General features: G+C 40.4%; 14 protein-coding genes and 1 pseudogene. 10 read left to right on the top strand and 5 right to left on the bottom strand.

What is annotated here, in order from left to right:
- Positions 1 to 232: 232 nt before the first annotated feature.
- The 6 genes from ACQY1Y_RS05305 (at position 233) to ACQY1Y_RS05280 (ending at position 8,788) form a co-directional block, all read left to right on the top strand.
- Positions 233 to 2,284: a M3 family metallopeptidase gene (locus tag ACQY1Y_RS05305; RefSeq protein WP_430014125.1), complete on the top strand. Its 2,052-nt coding sequence runs from the start codon at positions 233 to 235 to the stop codon at positions 2,282 to 2,284.
- Positions 2,285 to 2,474: 190 nt separating this feature from the next.
- Positions 2,475 to 3,248 (top strand): hypothetical protein, encoded by a 774-nt coding sequence (locus ACQY1Y_RS05300; protein WP_430014124.1) that lies wholly within the window; start codon positions 2,475 to 2,477, stop codon positions 3,246 to 3,248.
- 345 nt (positions 3,249 to 3,593) lie between these two features.
- Positions 3,594 to 5,894: an ATP-binding protein gene (locus ACQY1Y_RS05295; protein ID WP_430014123.1), complete on the top strand. Its 2,301-nt coding sequence runs from the start codon at positions 3,594 to 3,596 to the stop codon at positions 5,892 to 5,894.
- Positions 5,839 to 6,285, top strand: coding sequence for a response regulator (locus ACQY1Y_RS05290; protein WP_002758488.1), 447 nt, complete (start codon positions 5,839 to 5,841; stop codon positions 6,283 to 6,285). The genes ACQY1Y_RS05295 and ACQY1Y_RS05290 overlap by 56 nt, the downstream gene beginning before the upstream one ends.
- A gap of 135 nt (positions 6,286 to 6,420) precedes the next feature.
- Positions 6,421 to 7,596 (top strand): hybrid sensor histidine kinase/response regulator, encoded by a 1,176-nt coding sequence (locus ACQY1Y_RS05285; RefSeq protein WP_002777483.1) that lies wholly within the window; start codon positions 6,421 to 6,423, stop codon positions 7,594 to 7,596.
- 382 nt (positions 7,597 to 7,978) lie between these two features.
- Positions 7,979 to 8,788 carry an SDR family NAD(P)-dependent oxidoreductase gene (locus ACQY1Y_RS05280; RefSeq protein ID WP_002777481.1) on the top strand — a complete coding sequence of 270 codons (810 nt, stop codon included), beginning with the start codon at positions 7,979 to 7,981 and terminating at the stop codon, positions 8,786 to 8,788.
- A gap of 61 nt (positions 8,789 to 8,849) precedes the next feature.
- Here the strand turns inward: ACQY1Y_RS05280 and ACQY1Y_RS05275 are convergent, their stop codons facing one another.
- Entirely contained in the window at positions 8,850 to 9,716 is an 867-nt protein-coding gene (locus tag ACQY1Y_RS05275; protein WP_002734811.1) for a 6-pyruvoyl trahydropterin synthase family protein, read from the bottom strand.
- Positions 9,717 to 10,350: 634 nt separating this feature from the next.
- On the opposite strand from ACQY1Y_RS05275, the gene ACQY1Y_RS05270 reads away from it, so the two are divergent.
- Positions 10,351 to 10,749 carry a hypothetical protein gene (locus ACQY1Y_RS05270; RefSeq protein WP_430014122.1) on the top strand — a complete coding sequence of 133 codons (399 nt, stop codon included), beginning with the start codon at positions 10,351 to 10,353 and terminating at the stop codon, positions 10,747 to 10,749.
- Here the strand turns inward: ACQY1Y_RS05270 and ACQY1Y_RS05265 are convergent.
- The 3 genes and pseudogenes from ACQY1Y_RS05265 to ACQY1Y_RS05255 all read right to left on the bottom strand — a co-directional run.
- Positions 10,729 to 11,622: pseudogene (locus ACQY1Y_RS05265) on the bottom strand (IS630 family transposase); the annotation flags it as partial. The gene ACQY1Y_RS05270 and the pseudogene ACQY1Y_RS05265 sit on opposite strands and share 21 nt — an antisense overlap.
- An 18-nt stretch (positions 11,623 to 11,640) precedes the next feature.
- Positions 11,641 to 12,779 (bottom strand): IS630 family transposase gene (locus ACQY1Y_RS05260; RefSeq protein ID WP_430014121.1). Its coding sequence is split into 2 segments (ribosomal slippage): positions 11,641 to 12,347 and positions 12,347 to 12,779, totalling 1,140 coding nucleotides; the frame shifts between segments, so codons are not numbered across the junction.
- A 52-nt stretch (positions 12,780 to 12,831) separates the two neighbouring features.
- Positions 12,832 to 13,023 carry a hypothetical protein gene (locus tag ACQY1Y_RS05255; protein ID WP_002732835.1) on the bottom strand — a complete coding sequence of 64 codons (192 nt, stop codon included), beginning with the start codon at positions 13,021 to 13,023 and terminating at the stop codon, positions 12,832 to 12,834.
- A gap of 162 nt (positions 13,024 to 13,185) precedes the next feature.
- Between ACQY1Y_RS05255 and ACQY1Y_RS05250 the strand changes: the two genes are divergently transcribed.
- From ACQY1Y_RS05250 to ACQY1Y_RS05240, 3 genes are all read left to right on the top strand, one after another.
- Positions 13,186 to 14,820, top strand: a complete 1,635-nt coding sequence (locus ACQY1Y_RS05250; RefSeq protein WP_430014120.1) for an IS1634 family transposase — start codon at positions 13,186 to 13,188, stop codon at positions 14,818 to 14,820.
- Positions 14,821 to 15,083: 263 nt separating this feature from the next.
- Positions 15,084 to 15,575: a hypothetical protein gene (locus tag ACQY1Y_RS05245; protein ID WP_242028803.1), complete on the top strand. Its 492-nt coding sequence runs from the start codon at positions 15,084 to 15,086 to the stop codon at positions 15,573 to 15,575.
- Positions 15,576 to 15,786: 211 nt separating this feature from the next.
- The gene (locus ACQY1Y_RS05240; RefSeq protein ID WP_002732932.1) at positions 15,787 to 16,773 is read left to right on the top strand and encodes an IS30-like element ISMae39 family transposase; all 987 of its coding nucleotides are present in this window, start codon (positions 15,787 to 15,789) and stop codon (positions 16,771 to 16,773) included.
- 129 nt (positions 16,774 to 16,902) lie between these two features.
- Here ACQY1Y_RS05240 and ACQY1Y_RS05235 read toward each other — a convergent pair whose 3' ends face one another.
- Positions 16,903 to 18,327, bottom strand: coding sequence for an ammonium transporter (locus ACQY1Y_RS05235; RefSeq protein ID WP_430014119.1), 1,425 nt, complete (start codon positions 18,325 to 18,327; stop codon positions 16,903 to 16,905).
- Positions 18,328 to 18,358 lie beyond the last annotated feature (31 nt).

Here is an 18,358-nt window from a genome sequence, read left to right as displayed (position 1 = left end):
TAATTTTTGCTTATCTTTGATCAACAGAGGCAGTCCCAATGAAAAAATTTTCACCCCCACAGATGAAAGAGGTTTCTTTCCCCACACCCCACACCCCACACCCCACACCCCACACCCCACACCCTACACCCCACTGAAAAAGCTCCGGCGTTCGATCGCCCGGATAGATGGTCGGGGATTTGGGTTAGGGTAGTAAAAGATACAGATTACCCACCCTTCCAGACCAAAAATTATGACGAATACCAGTAACCCGCTGCTTGCCGGTCAAGGATTACCGGCCTTTGACCAAATCCAACCCGGCCTGATTGTCCCTGGCATGACGCAACTTTTGCAGGAACTGGCCAGAGAATTAACCGAACTAGAAGCGCAGATTACCCCCACCTGGGAAAAATTAGTCGAACCCCTCACCCGGATTGAAGAACGTTTAAGCTGGAGTTGGGGGATTATCGGTCATCTGATGGGGGTAAAAAATAGCCCAGAATTGCGTCAAGCTTACGAAACCGTACAACCACAGGTAGTCGAGTTTATTAGCCGTTTAAGCCAAAGTAAACCCATTTATGAAGCATTTTTGTCCCTGCGCCAAGGGGAAAGCTGGGGGCAATTAGACGAGGCACAACAGCGCATTGTCGAAGCTTCCCTGCGGGATGCCCAATTGGCTGGGGTGGGATTGGTAGGGGAGAAAAAAGACAGATTTAACGCGATTCAACTGGAATTAGCGGAAATCACCACGAAATTTTCTAATAACCTCCTCGATGCCACCAAAGCTTTTCAACTAAAACTAACAACCCCAGAAGATATCGCCGGTTTACCCCCTAGTCTCCTCAGTTTAGCCGCCCAAACCGCCCGCACCCAAGGAGAAACTAACGCCAGCAACGAAACTGGCCCCTGGGTGATTACCCTCGATTTTCCCAGTTATTTCCCCTTTATGAAGTACAGCGATAATCGGGAATTGCGCGAAAAACTCTATAAAGCCTACGTTAGTCGGGCTGATCTGGGAGAATTGGATAATAATCCCTTAATCGATCGCATTTTGCAACTTCGTCAGGAACAGGCCCATCTTCTAGGTTATAGTACCTACGCCGAGGTCAGTCTTGCCCGGAAAATGGCCAATTCTGTGGATGAAATCGAGAAATTGCTTGACAATTTGCGCCAAGTAAGCTATGAAGCGGCAAAACAGGATTTAGAGGCCTTAAAAACTTTTGCGGGAACCGACGATCTCAAGAATTGGGATATAGCCTATTGGTCAGAAAAACAGCGTCAGGCCAAGTTTAACTTTAGTGCCGAGGAATTACGCCCCTATTTCCCCCTACCACGGGTTTTAGAAGGCATATTTAGCCTCGCTAAACGGATTTTTGGGGTAGAAATTATCGCTGCCGACGGTAAAGCACCTATCTGGCATCCCGATGTGCGTTATTTCCAGATTAACGACGAAAAGGGCGAAAAAATCGCCTATTTCTACCTCGATGCCTACAGTCGTCCCGCCGAAAAACGCGGCGGTGCTTGGATGGATGTCTGTATCGGTCGGGCCAAAACCGGCACCGAGGTGCGTTTACCTGTGGCTTATTTAATCTGCAATCAAACCCCTCCAGTGGACGGAAACCCCAGTTTAATGACCTTTGAGGAGGTAACTACCCTATTTCACGAATTTGGCCACGGTTTACAGCATATGTTAACCACTGTGGACTATTCTGGCGCGGCGGGTATTAATAACGTTGAGTGGGACGCAGTGGAATTGCCCAGTCAATTTATGGAAAATTGGTGTTATGATCGCCCTACTTTAATGAGTATGGCCAAACACTACCAAACCGGTGAAACTCTCCCCGAACATTACTATCAAAAACTGCTCCTAGCTAAGAATTATATGAGCGGTTCGGCTATGCTGCGTCAGTTACATTTGTCTTTAGTAGATTTGGAATTACACCATCGCTATCAACCCAATGGCAGCGAAACTCCTAAACAAGTCAGACAGCGTTTAGCGGCAACGACGACGATCATTCCTCCCCTACCGGAAGATGCTTTCTTGTGTTCTTTTGGACATATTTTCGCTGGCGGTTATGCGGCGGGTTACTATAGTTATAAATGGGCAGAAGTCCTCAGTGCCGATGCTTTTGCCGCTTTCGAGGAAGTAGGATTAGATAACGAAGAAGCAGTGAAAGCGATCGGTCGTCGTTTTCGCGACACTGTCTTAGCTATGGGGGGAAGTTCCCATCCTATGAATGTTTTTAAAGCTTTCCGCGGTCGTGAACCTAGTACCGAGCCTCTCCTCCGTCATAGCGGCTTATAAAAGTAGTCAAACACTTTTCTTTGTGGTGCGTTACGGTAATATTTAGCTCTTGATTTTTTCCCTAAAAACAAGGGATTGTCTAACGCACCCTACTTTCATAAATAGGCTCTCAAACTTGCTGTAAAAATAGAAATGATAAGTTACAATACTATTGTTCTATACATTACCAATCTAGCCTTTGATAAAATTTATGGAATCATCTACTCTACCGATTCATAATCCAGCCGAACGTTTATTAATTATCCTACAAAGATGTTCTCAAGACGAAACTGACGAATCAGTTCAAGCAGTTTTAGCAAGAGCAATGGAAGTGAAAAATGACACTGATTCTGTTCAGAAAGGGTTGATTCAATTACTACAGCTTATTTATCACATAGAAGATCAACTACAATATTTTTCTTCAAACAAACAGTCTTCCTATAAAAGACTTATGAAAGAAATTAGTGATGAATTAATTAGTGTATTTTCACAACTTCAAATAAAGTGGTTAAGTCATTCAGCATATCCATTAAACTCTCCTGACTGGCACGCTCTACATTGGCTTCCTTCTTGTGTAGAAGATGTTGAGCAAATATATTTAAGCAAAGAGGATTTGAACAGGTTAAGGGAAGAAATCTTAGGTTTAATTCAAATGATTGAAGATAGCAAAATTACGCAAGAGTTTAAACAATTTCTGCTGATTAAATTAAATGAAGTCCTAGAAGCTCTTAACAAATTTTACATCGTTGGCTATAATGGTCTTCGCAAGGAAATTTTGGCTACTCTGGCTGAGTTGAGAATTAATGAAGTCGAAGGCGAAGATAGAGAAACTAAGAAAAATGTATGGCAAAAATTACATGAATTTTTAACAAAAATAGTTCCAGAAAAAGCACAAAAGATTAATCCGCCAATTAGTCTCCCTGTCAATGTTTATAAGCTGGTAGAAATGATCAACAATCATAATATTTTGCCTCCAGGTAATTAACAAAAAAGGGTTGCTATCATATTTAAATCTTAGATTTTGGTGTGTTACGCTTCGCTAACACACCCTACTATATATTTTTATTAAGAATTATCCGTCCCTTGTAACATTAAATCTTAATTCTTAACAAATTACCCTAGATTCTCAGAGAAAAACTGATTATAATAAAGGGAACTGAACAGAACTGCTCGATCGATAGATAACTGATTAATTAAAGTTTTATTACTTTTGATGGCCTGGGATTAAGAGAAGTAAATTTATTCTTGATCGCTCCCTGAAAGTGAGAAGAAATAGTTTTAATAAACAAAGAGTTTTCAACTTGGCAAAAATCCTCTAGGGGCAATACACATGGAAGTTATAACCGAGACAATTAACCCAACTTCGATCGAACGGGAACCGATCCATCTCTATAACCGAATTCAACCGCACGGGGTGCTTTTAGTTCTCAGCGAACCGGAGCTAAAAGTCAGCCAAACTAGCAATAATAGCCGCAGTTTATTGGGTATTTCTCCGGGGGAAATTATCGGTAAAACCCTAGAGGAAATCTTCGATCCCTTTCAGATCGATCCTCTAAAATCAGCCATAGAAAATAACGATTTTGATGCTCTCAATCCTGCCAAAATTTGGGCGCGGGTTAAAGGGGATGATTTTGCCGTCTTTGATGCTATTTTCCACCGTAACGCCGAACAAATGCTGATTTTAGAGTTAGAACCAGCTATTTCCTATGAAAACATTCCTTTCCTGAGATTCTATCACCTAGCCAAAACTTCGATCGATAAACTTGAAGCCACCCGTAGCCTGAAAGATTTCTGTAATATCATCGTTAAAGAAGTGCGAAAAATGACAGGATTCGATCGAGTTATGTTATACAAATTCGACGAAGAAGATAACGGTGATGTGATAGCAGAAGACAAAATAGAGCAACTAGAACCCTATCTAGGTTTACGTTATCCCGCTTCCGATATCCCTCTCCCGGCACGAAATTTATTAAGCGCTAATTGGATTCGACAGATTCCCGATGCTACCTCTGAACCCGTCGAGCTAGTGCCTAGTCTTCATCCCGAAACCCAACAACCCTTAAATTTAACCCTGTCCAGTCTTAGAAGTGCTTCTCCCTGTCATTTAGAATATCTGCATAACATGGGAGTGGGAGCATCTCTAACCATTTCTTTGATTGAAAATAAACGTCTCTGGGGCATTATTGCCTGTCATCATCGCACCCCTAAATATGTACCCTACGAACTCCGTAAAGCCTGTGAGTTCTTAGGAAGAGTGATTTTTTCGGAAATATCGGCACGGGAAGAAACCGAGGATTATGACTATCGAGTAAAATTAAGCTTTGTGCAATCGCAATTAATCGATTATATGGCGGAAGCTAATAACTTTATTGATGGATTAATTGCCCATAAACCGAATCTGCTCGATCTAACTAAAGCCACAGGAGCCGCTATTTGTTTAGGCGGCAATTATACCTTAATTGGAGTAACACCGAGCGAAGAAGAACTAAATTATCTGATTACTTGGCTAGAAAAAAACGTCCATGAAGATGTTTACTATACTAATTCCTTGCCGCGAATTTATACCGATGCGGGTAAGTTTAAAGATATTGCCAGTGGTTTACTAGCAATTCCCATTTCTAAACGTAATTATCTCCTCTGGTTTCGTCCAGAAGTAATTCAAACCGTGAACTGGGGTGGTGATCCGGGTAAAGCGATCAAAACGACTGCCATAGATGGTAATATTCGTCTCTGTCCGCGTAAATCTTTCTCCCTCTGGAAAGAAACCGTTCGCCTCAAATCTTTACCCTGGAAAGCGGTAGAAATTAACGCCGCACTAGAATTACGAAAAGCGATCGTCAATATCATCTTAAAACAAGCCGATGAATTGGCACGTTTAGCGCGGGATTTGGAACTATCAAACGCCGAATTAAAAAAATTCGCCTACGTCGCTTCCCACGATTTACAGGAACCCCTCAATCAAGTCGCCAACTATGTGCAGTTGCTAGAAATGCGCTACACCGAAGAACTGGACGAAGATGCTAAAGAATTTATTACTTTTGCCGTCGAAGGTGTCAGCTTGATGCAAACATTAATAGATGATGTGCTGGCTTACTCAAAAGTGGATATGCAGGCGGTAGAGTTTAATACCATCGATGCTAATCTGGCACTGGAAAAAGCTCTCGCTAACCTGAAAGGGAGAATTCAAGAAAGTCAAGCTATAATCACCGTTGATCCTTTGCCAATTGTCATGGCAGATAAAACTCAGTTAATGCAATTGTTCCAAAATCTCATCGGTAATGCCATTAAATTCCGGGGAAAAGCAACCCCCACTATTCATATTGCTGCTCAACGTCAAGAGGAGGAATGGCTGTTCTCTATCAGCGATAATGGAATTGGCATCGATCCCCGATTTTCCGAACGCATTTTCGTAATTTTCCAACGACTGCACACCCGCGACGAGTACCCCGGCACAGGTATGGGTTTGGCGATTTGTAAGAAAATTATCGAGTGTCATCGCGGACGAATTTGGGTAGAATCCCAATTAGGTAAAGGAGCGGTTTTCTATTTTACAATTCCCCTAGGAGGTAACGAGCGTGAGCGCTGGCGAGGACGTGCCACACAAAATTATCTTATTAGTGGAGGACAGTAAAGCTGATATTCGCCTCATCCAAGAGGCATTAAAAACTAGCACCGTCCCGCACGAATTAGTTATCGTTAGGGATGGTGTCAACGCCATGGATTATCTGCGTCGAGAAGGGGAGTATCTCGATTCTCCTCGTCCTAATCTGATTCTTCTCGATCTGAATTTGCCAAGAAAAGACGGACGGGAGGTATTAGCGGAAATCAAAAACGATCCCAGTTTAAAAAGAATTCCTGTGGTGGTTTTAACCACTTCTCGCAACGAGGAGGATATTTTTTATAGCTATGAACTGCACGTTAATTGTTATATAACCAAGTCGCGCAATCTCAACGATTTGTTCAAAATTGTCAAAAATATCGAGGCTTTTTGGTTAGAAACCGCTACTTTACCTGGGGAGTGAATCATTATCAGTGATCAGTTATCAGTTATCAGGAGTCGGTCGTCAGTAGTCAGGAGTCAGGAGGCAGCTTTATTCTCCCCACACCCCACACCCCACTTCCTAACTTCCCAAATCTCTTTAACTCTTGATTAAACAATGGGACTCTCGCAGGATATAAAAGTTCTTTTAATCGAGGATAATTTAGCCGAAGCTCGATTATTAAAGGAAATTCTTAAGGGTAATGAAAAAAAAGAATTTCATCTGGTTAATGTGTCAAGATTATCGGAGGCAATTTCTCTTTTAAAACAAACAAATTTTGATGTAATTTTATTAGATCTAACTTTACCAGATAGTCAGGATTTGGAATCCTTAGCTCCCCTTTTAATTACGGCTCCGAAATTACCAATCGTGGTTTTAACTAATACTAATGATGATAATTTAGCTTTGGCAGCACTACGTCAGGGAGCGCAGGATTATTTAATTAAAAGAGAAGTAAGTTTAGAAATTTTAACTCGATCGCTATGTTATGCGATCGAGCGAAAACAGATGGAGGAAGCTTTACGAGAATCGAACGAAGCTTTAAAAATGAGCGTGATTGAACGCACTAATCAACTGGAAAAAGCTCAGGAATTAAATCAGTTAAAAACTGAATTTGTTTCCATGTTATCTCACGATTTTCGCAATCCTTTAAATAAAATTTTACTCTCGGCTGGATTATTAGAAGAAAGTCGCGATCGGTTGACAAAAGATCAGCAAGTTAGCTATTTTCGCATGATTCGATCGGCCATTAAAGACATGGATCAATTGCTCACAGAAGTGTTATTAATTGGTAGGGCCGATTCTGGGAGATTATACTGTCAATTTGATCCAGTGGATTTGCTCGATTATTGTCAGAAATTGGTAGAATCTTTTATGGTTAAGCCAGAAAAACAATCGGCAATTATTTTCCAAATTGAGGGCAGCTTAGAAAGAGGACTTTGGGATGTTAATTTAATTAAACATATCTTGACAAATTTACTGGGAAATGCTATCAAATATTCACCACAGGGAAACCCCGTAGAATTTAAGATTATTGTCGAATCCGAGCAGGTAGTCTTTAAAATTATTGATCGAGGCATTGGTATTCCCAGCAAAGATCAAGAAAATTTATTTAAACCTTTTTATCGCGGTAGCAATGTCGATAATATTCAAGGAACGGGATTAGGATTAGCCATTGTCGGACGCTGTGTGGAAGCGCACAAAGGACAAATTTACATAGAAAGTGAGGAAGGAAAAGGCACAAAGATCACGGTGATTCTACCGATTATTACCGACATTGAACACCTAAATTGAGATCAACAATAGGGTGGAACCACAATTTTTTTTTCTGCTGCCCCTCTCCCCTAGGGTTGATTCATAGTAGGGTTGATTCATGAATCAACCCTACCTCTCCTCTCTCCCTGCTCCCCTTCCATAGGATTGAGGATCACCCTGAGCGTTCATCCGATCGAGTGATTTTGCGGAAAAGTGTTAAAAAAGATTGCTGTTTGTAAAGACAACTGTTACCGTGGGTTCAAGAGTGCGCTTTGAAGGAGGAAAAATCCCATGCACCCTAACCTATCCATCTATCCCCCGATTGCTTCGCTACTTATGTAGGGCATAGATGCACAAATCAAAGATTTCAGAAGCAAAACCAATAAATTTCTGTACTGTTGCTTAAAACAGGAGTTTGATCATGAAATTACAGGGAAAAACAGCCCTAGTCACGGGGGCATCCCGGGGCATTGGACGAGCGATCGCCTTAGAATTAGCCCGACAAGGTTTAAGCAGAATTGTGATTGTTGCCAGAGATCAAGAGCGATTAGACAAACTAGCCAAAGAAATTGAGTCTCTAGGGGTCATTGCCACACCTTTAGCCCTAGATTTAACCGAAAATGACCTTGTTAGTCCTTCAATTATCCGCGTTTGGCAAGAATGTCGTGGCATTGATATCCTCGTTAACTGTGCCGGTATTGCCCATCAAACCCCCTTTCTGCGATCGCAATTTTCGCAAGTGCAAGCAGAAATATCTTTAAATCTGATGGCCATGTACACAGTTACTCGCTTAATTGCCCGCCGGATGGCAATTCGGGGACAGGGAACCATCGTCAATGTTTCCAGCATGATGGGTAAAATTGCCGCTCCTAGCTTCGCTACCTACTCGGCCACCAAATTTGCCATTTTGGGTTTTAGTCAGGCTCTCAGGTCGGAATTACGGGAACACAACATCAAAGTTGTCACCCTCTTACCCTCTTTAACCGATACGGATATGGTGCGAGAATTGCAGTTATTTCGATGGTTAAAGCCGATGAGCGCCGAAGAAGTCGCCCAAACCCTAATTACCGGGTTAAATAGGGAAAAAACGGAAATTGTCGTCGGTTGGCAAAGTCATCTAGCTCTTTGGTGTCAAAAATTGGCCCCGAAACTGCTGGAGAAAATTGTCGATTTAGCCTCTCCCTTGCGCCAAAGCAAAGGAAAGCGAGGATGGCGAGAAGTGTTTAACTAGGGTTTGATTAAATCCATCAGGGTGAGCCATGCTCACCCTAATCACCTTCACCAACAGGCAATTAAACGGCTGTCAGGGTTTTTTCTAGAAGTTGTCGGGGAGCTTGAACCGAACCACGACAGTGGATTTCCGCAGAATTATTGGGACTTTCAATTAGTTTAACTTTATCTAATTCGGCTCCTAATTGGCGGATCCGTTCCTCCAATAGTTGAGCGATATGTAAGGCAATATTTTCCGCGGTGGGAACCACTTCGGCAAAGTAGGGAATATCCTTATTTAAAAAAGTATGATCGAAGGGTTCTACTACCAATTCATCGATCGCTTTTTGTAAATCTCCTAGATCCACAATCATACCGGTGCGGGGATCAATTTCTCCCGCCACGGATACTTCTAGGTGATAATTATGACCATGACCGTTTACCCTGGCGCATTTGCCGTAGATTTCCGAGTTTTGTTCGAGGGTTAATTGCGGTAAAGCCAAACGATGAGCGGCACTAAAATGGGTTTTGATAGTTAAAGTTGCTTCCATATCTTTTCCTTGATATTCTGCCCACAATTCGGGGTGTTCAAATAGTTGAATTTTGACCAATGGTAAATAGGGTGCTAATCTTTGCCAGATAACTCTAGCGATATTTTCTGTGGTGGGTAGGGTTTGCTGAAATTCCGGCCAGACTTGATTGAGATAGGAGTAGTCTAATTGACTGGTTATCTCTCGTTTAATTACCTGTTTCACGGTGGAGAGATTCTCCACCATGCCATAAAGATTGAGTTCTTTGTATAGGGAGACGTATAATTCGTAATTGTGACCATGACCGGGAAAACGGCTACCAAGACCAAAAAGTCTTTGATTTTCGGCTTCGTCCCATTCTGGTAGATAATAGCGATGGCTGGCTGAAAACCGCGCTCGACGATTGATGATGCAATCCATAAATGTGGGCGATCGATGACTTTGTAAAGTTACGTTAAGGTAACTCTTTCTAGCATAAACCAGTTTTGTCCCCCCCAGCTTGCAGACTGGGGAAAGTTATCCCTCAATTCTGGTATGGTGCGATCGCTGTGAGTCTATATTGAGATTTTGCTATTTTTAAATATTCCGCTAGTTTCTGTTGAATTTTTTTCTTTTTTCTGGGTCTTGTGGCCATTCTAAACTGGATTTTACCCCAATATAAACCTATTTCTTTTTTTAAATGTTTGTGACTTGATAACTACTTAAGTAGATAGGTATTAAAAACTTTCAGATCCCCCCGCCTATCGGCACCACCCTTATCAAGGGGGGCAGGGGGGATCGAACCTAAAATCCATTTTTAATTTAATTATAACCAGCTACTTAACTCGATTCGTTATTCTTGATTATTGTCAGTAATAATCGCTAAAATTGCCAGTTGATGGAGAGAATAAACGGCCTTCTTGAGTGCCGCTCTCTGTTTTTTCAAGACTAGGATACCAAAAGTATTGACAAATAGACAGCTTTGCTGTAAATTTGCTGGTGATAATCCTATAATTAGTCGCTCCGTAAGGATAACAGCTAAAACTAAAAAACTATTCAGGATTAAGAATCATTTATGAAAGCGATCGTTTTGACCTGCGATAAGTACATTAAATTTGCTGATCACATGATTTATACTTATCAAAAATTGTGGCCAAGTAATCCTTTTACTTTTCGTGTTCCCTACGACAATTATCCTGAGAACTTAGCAAAATATGGCGATAAAGTGGAGTTAATTCCGATGGACTGTTCCAAGATCAGGGATACGGTTTTAAATCTCTTAAAAGACTTGCCTGATGAAGAATGGATTTATTGGTGCATGGATAATCGTTACCTGATCCGAATTCAAGAAGAGGCGGCTAATGATATCTACAATTTTGTTATCAATAACACCGAGTCCGATCTCCTAACAGTTCTCTGCCTGCGCCACCTTAAAGGTGGTTATACCAATTCTCTAAATACCAACTACAGATAGAGCATCCAGGATATAACCTCGTCCAACAATTGAAGCAATTACCTCTTTGTTCATTTCTTCGAGTCGTTGACCAATTAACAAACGTAATTCCTCTAAGTCTCTAGGTAGTTTCCATCTCAATCCTTTTTTTAGATATTGCCAAATCTGTTCAATTGGATTAGATTCTGGGCAATGTGGTGGCTGAAACATGAGAATAATGTTGTCAGGTATTTTCAGGTTTTTTGCCTTATGAAACCTGCCATTATCTAACTGTATTATCAAAATACTATCGGCAAAATATTCAGAAACTAATTCTAAAAATATTTGAAAACATTGACTGTTTAAATGAGTGAATTCGTAAAAAAAATGCTCTCCTGTCTTCGGCTCTACCACCCCATAGATATAGATCGCTTGAAATTGACCCTGCACTTTCCCGTAAGGTTTTACCCATTTTGCTGTTATTTTTCTCCCGCTGATTGTTTTCAGTCCCAGACGAGTTTCATCTTCACATAAAAAGCGAATTTTTCCTGTATTACTCATCATTGTTATCGCCATCCAACTCAGCATTGCCAAATTTTCTAGGAGGTTTTTTTTAAAATCCTCTAACCTTTCTTCTGATTGTTCTAGGCTTTTTGGTCTGGCTATTTTTGGAGACGCTTTTAGCCGATAATATACTAATTTGTGTACAGTTTTGTACTTGGCTTCTATCCCTAATTTTTCCTTTAACCATTCACAAATTTCCTCATAATTATCAAATCCTTCCTTTTCTTTTAATCTTTTTTCTAAGGTTTTTTCTGCCCACTGAGGAACTTTTCTTGGTCTTCCTGTACTGACTTTTTTAGACAATAATTTTTCGAGTCCTCCTTGACGATATTTTCCTAACCAATCTTGTACAGTGACTCTATTAGTCTGTCAAGTTTGAATTGAGGGATAGAGTTTTTTTAATTTAATACGAGCATCAGCAGTAGTAAATCTCCAGTCAACTGAATTTGACTTTTCATTTCGATTTTCTTCCCATGCCTTAATTTCTTGTTTTAAACTATCCATGTCTGGGATACGACGATCGAGACATTGACGATTCAAAACGCTCAACTCAATTTCTGCCATATTTAACCAGCTGCCATGTTTGGGAGTGTAATGAAATTCGAGTTTATCTAAAATTCTCTTGGCCTCTTCTGGTTCAAAGGCTTTATATAATGAGGCTTTTACATGAGTATTTAAGTTGTCTTGAATTACTCTAATTTTCTGGGCATCCGGATAATGCTCATCAACCAAATATTTCATTTGGTGTGCATAATCGCTCGCCGTCCTTTGTTGTGTAACTTCTACATGTCGCCCACCTTGTAATGGTTCAAAAAACATAAACATATTGGCTACACCATTACGCTCATATTGATAGTCATACCTTTCTGGTTCTCTTGGTTCGGCTGGTATTTTCTCTTTTGTTTCTTTGACTAATTGTTTACAAATCTCATCAAAACACAGCCAGGGATTTTGCTGGTCATACTCACTATGATAAATATCCAAGACATCTTCCATGGCACAGACAAACTCCGCTGATTCTTTTGGGGGAATGACCCATGATTGATTCAGCCATGGTTTCAATTCATTTTTTTTAAGGTTTTTCTGATGGTTTCTCGTGATATTTTTTCCACATATTCAAGTTCGACCATTTTATCTGCCAGCATTTGAAGTGTCCATTTTGCTCGTCCCTTTGGTGTTTCACTACAAGCGATGGCAATCAGATATGCTTCCTTTTCCCCATCGATAATTTTGGCACGGCGATGTTCTTGCTTTTTTCGAATTAATGATGATTCAATTCCTGACTCGACAAATCTTTGTCGTACTCTCTCAATGGTGGCTTGAGCAACATTTAAGGCTTCACTAATTTTCGAGTCAGTCCAACCACCTTCCTGTTGATTGACGTCTGCTAAAAGTAGTATTCTGGCATGGTTCATTTTGTAAGCTGCTATTTTTCCTTTCTTGGTTAGCTGCTCGAGTTCAGTTCTTTCGGAGTCTGTTAGATCTACAATATATTTTTTCTTCGGCATTTTTTTGTCTGAAGTTGGATAACTTCTTCCAGATTAGCTCTTTTTTTATCCCTCAAAACAAAATTGATGCTCTACTATTTCTTCCTAGCATTTCCGCGGCTTCTGTCACCGTTTTTGCCTTTTTTGTCTTTAACAAGTACAATACTTGTATTCTTTCTTTTCCTGAACCAGTTTTTTCTTTTCTAAGCAGTTCCTTGAGTTCTGCTTCACTTTCAGATATTTCTATCTTATAAACTCCTGCCATATTTTTCCTTTAACTCTACTAATATCCGACACTCCGCACTTCAAAATGTAGTATAAAGTAGCATAAACTCATTCAAGAAAAAATAAGTAAAAATACTCAGAGAATTAGTCCCAAAAAAGTGAGACAATCAAAAAGCTCAAAAATCTATTAAAGGTACAAAAATTGTCTCCTATCTCAGAGGTAAAAATTAAAAACCTAGATCACTTAGGAATAGTAGCCGGGCTAATTGACGAAATAGGAATAGTTGAAATAATCAACTCTAAATTAGGAATCGACCCCCGAGAAAAAATTTCAGCAGGAACAGTGGTCAAAGCTATTCTAATCAATGGATTAGGATTTGTTTCAAGACCTTTATACTTATTTAGTCAATTTTTTGAAGATAAAGGAATCGAAGAATTATTGGGAGAAGAAATAAAAACCGATTATATCAATGATGATAAAATTGGGAGAGTCATGGATGAATTATACAAACATGGACTGAATGATATCTTTATAGAAGTTGTCTTATCGGTCATCAAAAAATTTAAAATAGAGACAAAATATTCTCATCTAGATGCCACATCATTTCATCTAGATGGAGAATATAAAAGTGAAGAAAAAAAAGAGAAAGAAGAAGAGCTGCTCAAAGAAAGACCAATAATTATTACCAAAGGATATTCTCGTGACCATCGACCAGATTTGAAACAATGCGTCTTAGACTTAATAACAACCGAGGATGGAGACGTACCATTATTTGTGAGAGTCGGAGATGGAAATGAAGCGGACAAAGCTGTCTTTGGCAAAATCTTAGTAGAATTTAAAAAACAAATAAAATTTGACAGTATTATGGTCTGTGACAGTGCCTTATATAGTCAAGAGAATCTTCAACTAATTCAACATCTAAAATGGATAAGTAGAGTTCCCATGACGATAAAAAGAGCCAAAGAATTAGTCCAAAATTCAGAAATGGAAGAAATAGAGGCCAAGGAAAGAGAAAAAAGGGCAGAGCTAAATTTAGAAGGATATACCTGGAAAGAAGAAAAAGTGACTTATGGGGGAATCCAACAAATCTGGCTAATAGTAACCAGTGAAAAAAGACAAATAAGTGACTTAAAAAAACTAGAAAATAACCTGAAAAAAGAAAAAGACAAAGGGGAGAGAATTCTCAAGAGCTTGCAGAAAGAAGAGTTTGAAAATCCCCAACAAGCCCGATATAAATTAAGAGCAATTAATCAAAAATTAAACCTCGTTAAAATCCTAGAAATTGACCTAATTGCCAGTCAATCAAAAGACCATAAAACGATTTATAAAATTAGCGGCGTAGGGCAAGAAAAAACTGAAGAGATAGTCAGAAGAAGAAAGGAAGCAGGCAGATTTATTTTAGCAACTAACTTAGTTGATGAAGAAGACAAATTAGACTCAGCCGAAATGGTGACAACTTATAAAAATCAACAGTCTTGTGAAAGAGGATTTAGATTTTTGAAAGAGCCTTTATTTTTTGCGGATAGTTTCTTTGTTAAAAAAACGGAAAGAATCGAGACAATGTTATTCTTGATGTCTTTCTGCTTGTTAGTCTATAACCTCGGACAAAGAGAACTAAGAAATAGCTTAAAAAGAGCAAAGGCTGGAGTCAAAAATCAAGTCAGTAAATTAACGAGTCGTCCCACAATGAGATGGATATTTCAATGTTTTCAGGGCATTCATATTTTTATTGTGAATGGGGTCAAGCAAATTGTCAATTTAACTGAAGAACGCCGTTTTATTTTAAATTTTCTGCCTTCATCTTGTCAAAAATATTATCTGTCATCGTTAGTCTAAATAACAAAGCAACAAAGTTGATAACAATTGAGTAATATGCTTATAGGAGAGTCACTACTCCTCGAATTGTTGTGACTTAGTTTAACTCTTCGAGCCGAAAAAATATTTGGCATTTTATGATTTCTCCTCAACATCTGATTGGTTGAGTATTTTTTTTGATTATTCTGATTTTTTTTCTTTGAAAAGACCTGTAGTTTTTTATACTTCAAAGTGAAGTGCGGAATATGGGTAATATGATATTCTAGCCTATCTGTAGTCACATTTTGGAGAATTGGTATTACTTTAAAAGCGACAAATTTATTCAAGAAGGAGTCAAGATTCTCACCCCTAAAAAGCAAGTCGTTTTACGAGAAACGGTATTTTCTCAAGCAGATACTCTCCCGGATCTCTGGTCTCATCAATTCATAAAAGTAAAAGCTTTGAGAAGAGTTTTTGAAAGTTTTCCTGATCGACCATTTGTTGCTAAGGAAATGGATAGTTTCAGAATTACAAAGTTAGTGGGAGAAAGACAATTAATTGTGGACAAGAATATAGCCGTGTATGGGGAAAGCACCAGTCGCGGTGAAATCACAGAAAATTGCGCCGCTAGTTTTAAACGCTGGGGAATGGAGTTACCGACAAATATGAACATCTCTAAGAAATATCATGTAGTAGGAGAACTTACCTATCAATGGCTAGGATTAAAAATAACCCCTCCTCCCAGAGTCAAACAGTTTTTAACCGATGTTACTCGCTGGTATTGGCGCAATGTGTGAGGGCTTGAAACCTCATCTCATACTAAATCCGTTGAGTATAGGCTACATATCAGGAAAGGCAAGAGGCAAGAGGCAAGAGGCAAGAGGCAAAAGGGGGAATAAATAATCAGTTTTCGCCAATTCAAAAATGAAACGCATCAACCTCAAGAGTTGACAAAGAAAGGCTCATCAGGTACTGTCTGATCATTAACAAAAACAAATCAGACCCAAAATGAGCCACCAACATCTTAACATAGAACAAAGAAACTTGCTCTACCAACTTAGTCAGGAGGGAAATTTATCTCAACGGCAAATGGCCGTCTGGCTCGGATGTCATCAAAGCACAATATCACGGGAATTAAAAAGGAATCAAAGTTCTCTTGGCTGCTATCTACCTGACACAGCACAAGCTGAAAGCGAGACAAGGCGAAAAAATGCCAAACAACCCTTTAAAAATGTCAGCGAGTCAGCCTTAGAGTTGGTCAAAGAAGGATTGAAAGATTATCATAGTCCCGAACAAATAGCAGGTCGTCTGAAAAGAGCCAGTCAAGAATCTCTCAGTCACGAAACCATCTATCAAATGATCTATCAGAACTATCACGGATGTGGAGAGTACCAGAAATATTTACGCCGGGGGCTTTGTCAAAGAAAGAGTCGAGGCGGAGCAAAAAGTAAGCGTGGAGGGATTCCAGGGCGTGTAGATATCAGCGAGCGACCAGTAATTGCTGACCAGAAAACTGAAATCGGTCATTGGGAAAGTGACACAATGATTGGAGGCAATCATCTAGGAGTTCTCGTTACTCATGTAGATAAAGCCTCGAAATTTTTAGTAGCAGGATTAGCCAAAAACAAAACCGCATCGGAAATCAATAGAGTCACAGAAAAACTTTTTCAAGAGATTCACCCTGACAAAAGAAAAACCTTTACTTGTGACAACGGCAAAGAATTTTGTGGACATCAAGAGTTGAGTCAGAAACTAGGAGCAGATTTTTATTTTGCTACTCCTTATCATTCGTGGGAGAGGGGATTAAACGAGCATACCAATGGACTGTTAAGACAATTTTTCCCTAAGGGAACGAATTTTAAAATCGTTAAGCCAGAGGAGGTGGAAAGAGCCGTAAACTTGATTAACAATCGTCCTCGAAAATGTCTTGACTATCGTACCCCGAATGAGGTATTCTATAAAGGTAGATCAGACAGTGATGCAATTCAGACTTGAATTGGCCTTTTAATAACCAGATTTAGTATCATCTAGAAGCAGACCCGTTCTTTTTTTTTGATTGTTCAGCCAAGTTCCACAGAGACGAAATTTCGCCTCTGTTAGCCGGACTGATAGCCGATTGAATCGCTAATAATTTTCTCGAGGATTTGTGCTAGGAGGATTTTCTTGGTAGGAAAAGCTGCTACCAAACTCGAATTCCTGTCCGTAGGCTTCCTCTCCGTGTTGAGGCACATCCAAACCTTCTGCTTCCGTATTCGGTTTAACCCGCAAATCCATGAATAAACTGAGAACTTTCAGGATGACAAAAGTACCCACGGCAGCAAAGATATAAGTAGCGGCAACGCCAACAAATTGCGTCCAAACTAAGCCGGGGTTGCCAAATAGTAAACCGTCATTACCGAAGGAATTAACCGATTTAGTCGCAAAAACCCCCGTAAGGATTGCCCCTATTGTCCCACCCACACCATGGACGGGATAGGTATCCAAAGAGTCATCAAAGCGCAATTTTGCTCGGAGACTAACCGCAAAAAAACAACTAAGGGCAGTGATCGAACCAATGAGAATCGCCCCAATCGGCAGCACATAGCCGGCAGCGGGAGTTATACCCACTAATCCCCCCAAAAATCCACTAGCAATACCGATCGCCGTCGGTTTACCGCGTAAAATCCATTCTATAAACATCCATGTCAAACCACCAGCCGAAGCGGCGATACTGGTATTAACAAAAGCTGTGGTGGCTAGGGAACTAGAGGAAAGTGCGCTACCCCCATTAAAACCAAACCAACCAAACCAGAGTAAACCGATACCGAGGAGAACAAACGGCACATTATGGGGTGCATAGGTTTGAGTGCCAAAACTACGCCGCGGACCGATTACCCAAGCGGCCACCAGTGCGGAAATCCCGGAACTAACGTGAACAACGGTTCCACCGGCGAAATCCAGCGCCCCAGTGGCTGCTAACCAACCCTTACCCCAAACCCAGTGAGCTAGGGGAGAATAGATAAAGGTGGACCAAAGCAGTAAAAACCAAAAATAGGCCTTAAAGTTGACCCGTTCCACGATCGCCCCTGAAATTAAAGCCGGGGTGATGATCGCAAACATCATCTGATAGACCATAAACACTTGATGGGGAACGGTGGGTGCATAACCGATATTGTCAGGTGCGGCGGCGGTGACACCGTTAAGAAAAATCCAATCCAGACCACCGATAAAAGCTTCAATCCCTTCACCAAAACCACTTTTACCCGGGGTGACATCAAAAGCGAGACTATAACCCCAAAGCACCCAAGTTACACCAATTACGCCCATGGCTACCAAACTCATCATCATGGTGTTGAGGACGTTACGCGAACGTACTAAACCCCCATAAAAAAAAGCCAGTCCGGGGGTCATTAATAAAACTAAAGCCGACGAGATCAGCATCCAAGCTGTATCTCCAGCACTAATCGGATTGGGGGGAGCGGCGGCGACGGTTTCCGCAAAAACCGGGGCAACTCCGAAATTGAATCCCAGTCCCAGCAAAAGCATGGTTATTCCTACGATCTTTTTCATTGACGGTTGGTGCCTAGTAGCAAGATTAATT

The sequence above is a fragment of the Microcystis ichthyoblabe FBCC-A1114 genome, assembly GCF_050500245.1.
Classification (GTDB): Bacteria; Cyanobacteriota; Cyanobacteriia; order Cyanobacteriales; family Microcystaceae; genus Microcystis; species Microcystis ichthyoblabe_A.
This window is presented reverse-complemented; position numbering and strand designations above follow the sequence as displayed.

What these genes read in the sequence shown, in the direction of transcription:
- ACQY1Y_RS05300 (WP_430014124.1), top strand. Translation starts at nt 2,475, where the DNA reads ATGGAATCATCTACTCTACCGATTCATAATCCAGCCGAACGTTTATTA.
- ACQY1Y_RS05275 (WP_002734811.1), bottom strand. Translation starts at nt 9,716, where the DNA reads ATGGATTGCATCATCAATCGTCGAGCGCGGTTTTCAGCCAGCCATCGC.
- ACQY1Y_RS05285 (WP_002777483.1), top strand. Translation starts at nt 6,421, where the DNA reads ATGGGACTCTCGCAGGATATAAAAGTTCTTTTAATCGAGGATAATTTA.
- ACQY1Y_RS05255 (WP_002732835.1), bottom strand. Translation starts at nt 13,023, where the DNA reads ATGGCAGGAGTTTATAAGATAGAAATATCTGAAAGTGAAGCAGAACTC.
- ACQY1Y_RS05295 (WP_430014123.1), top strand. Translation starts at nt 3,594, where the DNA reads ATGGAAGTTATAACCGAGACAATTAACCCAACTTCGATCGAACGGGAA.
- ACQY1Y_RS05280 (WP_002777481.1), top strand. Translation starts at nt 7,979, where the DNA reads ATGAAATTACAGGGAAAAACAGCCCTAGTCACGGGGGCATCCCGGGGC.
- ACQY1Y_RS05235 (WP_430014119.1), bottom strand. Translation starts at nt 18,327, where the DNA reads ATGAAAAAGATCGTAGGAATAACCATGCTTTTGCTGGGACTGGGATTC.
- ACQY1Y_RS05270 (WP_430014122.1), top strand. Translation starts at nt 10,351, where the DNA reads ATGAAAGCGATCGTTTTGACCTGCGATAAGTACATTAAATTTGCTGAT.
- ACQY1Y_RS05240 (WP_002732932.1), top strand. Translation starts at nt 15,787, where the DNA reads ATGAGCCACCAACATCTTAACATAGAACAAAGAAACTTGCTCTACCAA.
- ACQY1Y_RS05305 (WP_430014125.1), top strand. Translation starts at nt 233, where the DNA reads ATGACGAATACCAGTAACCCGCTGCTTGCCGGTCAAGGATTACCGGCC.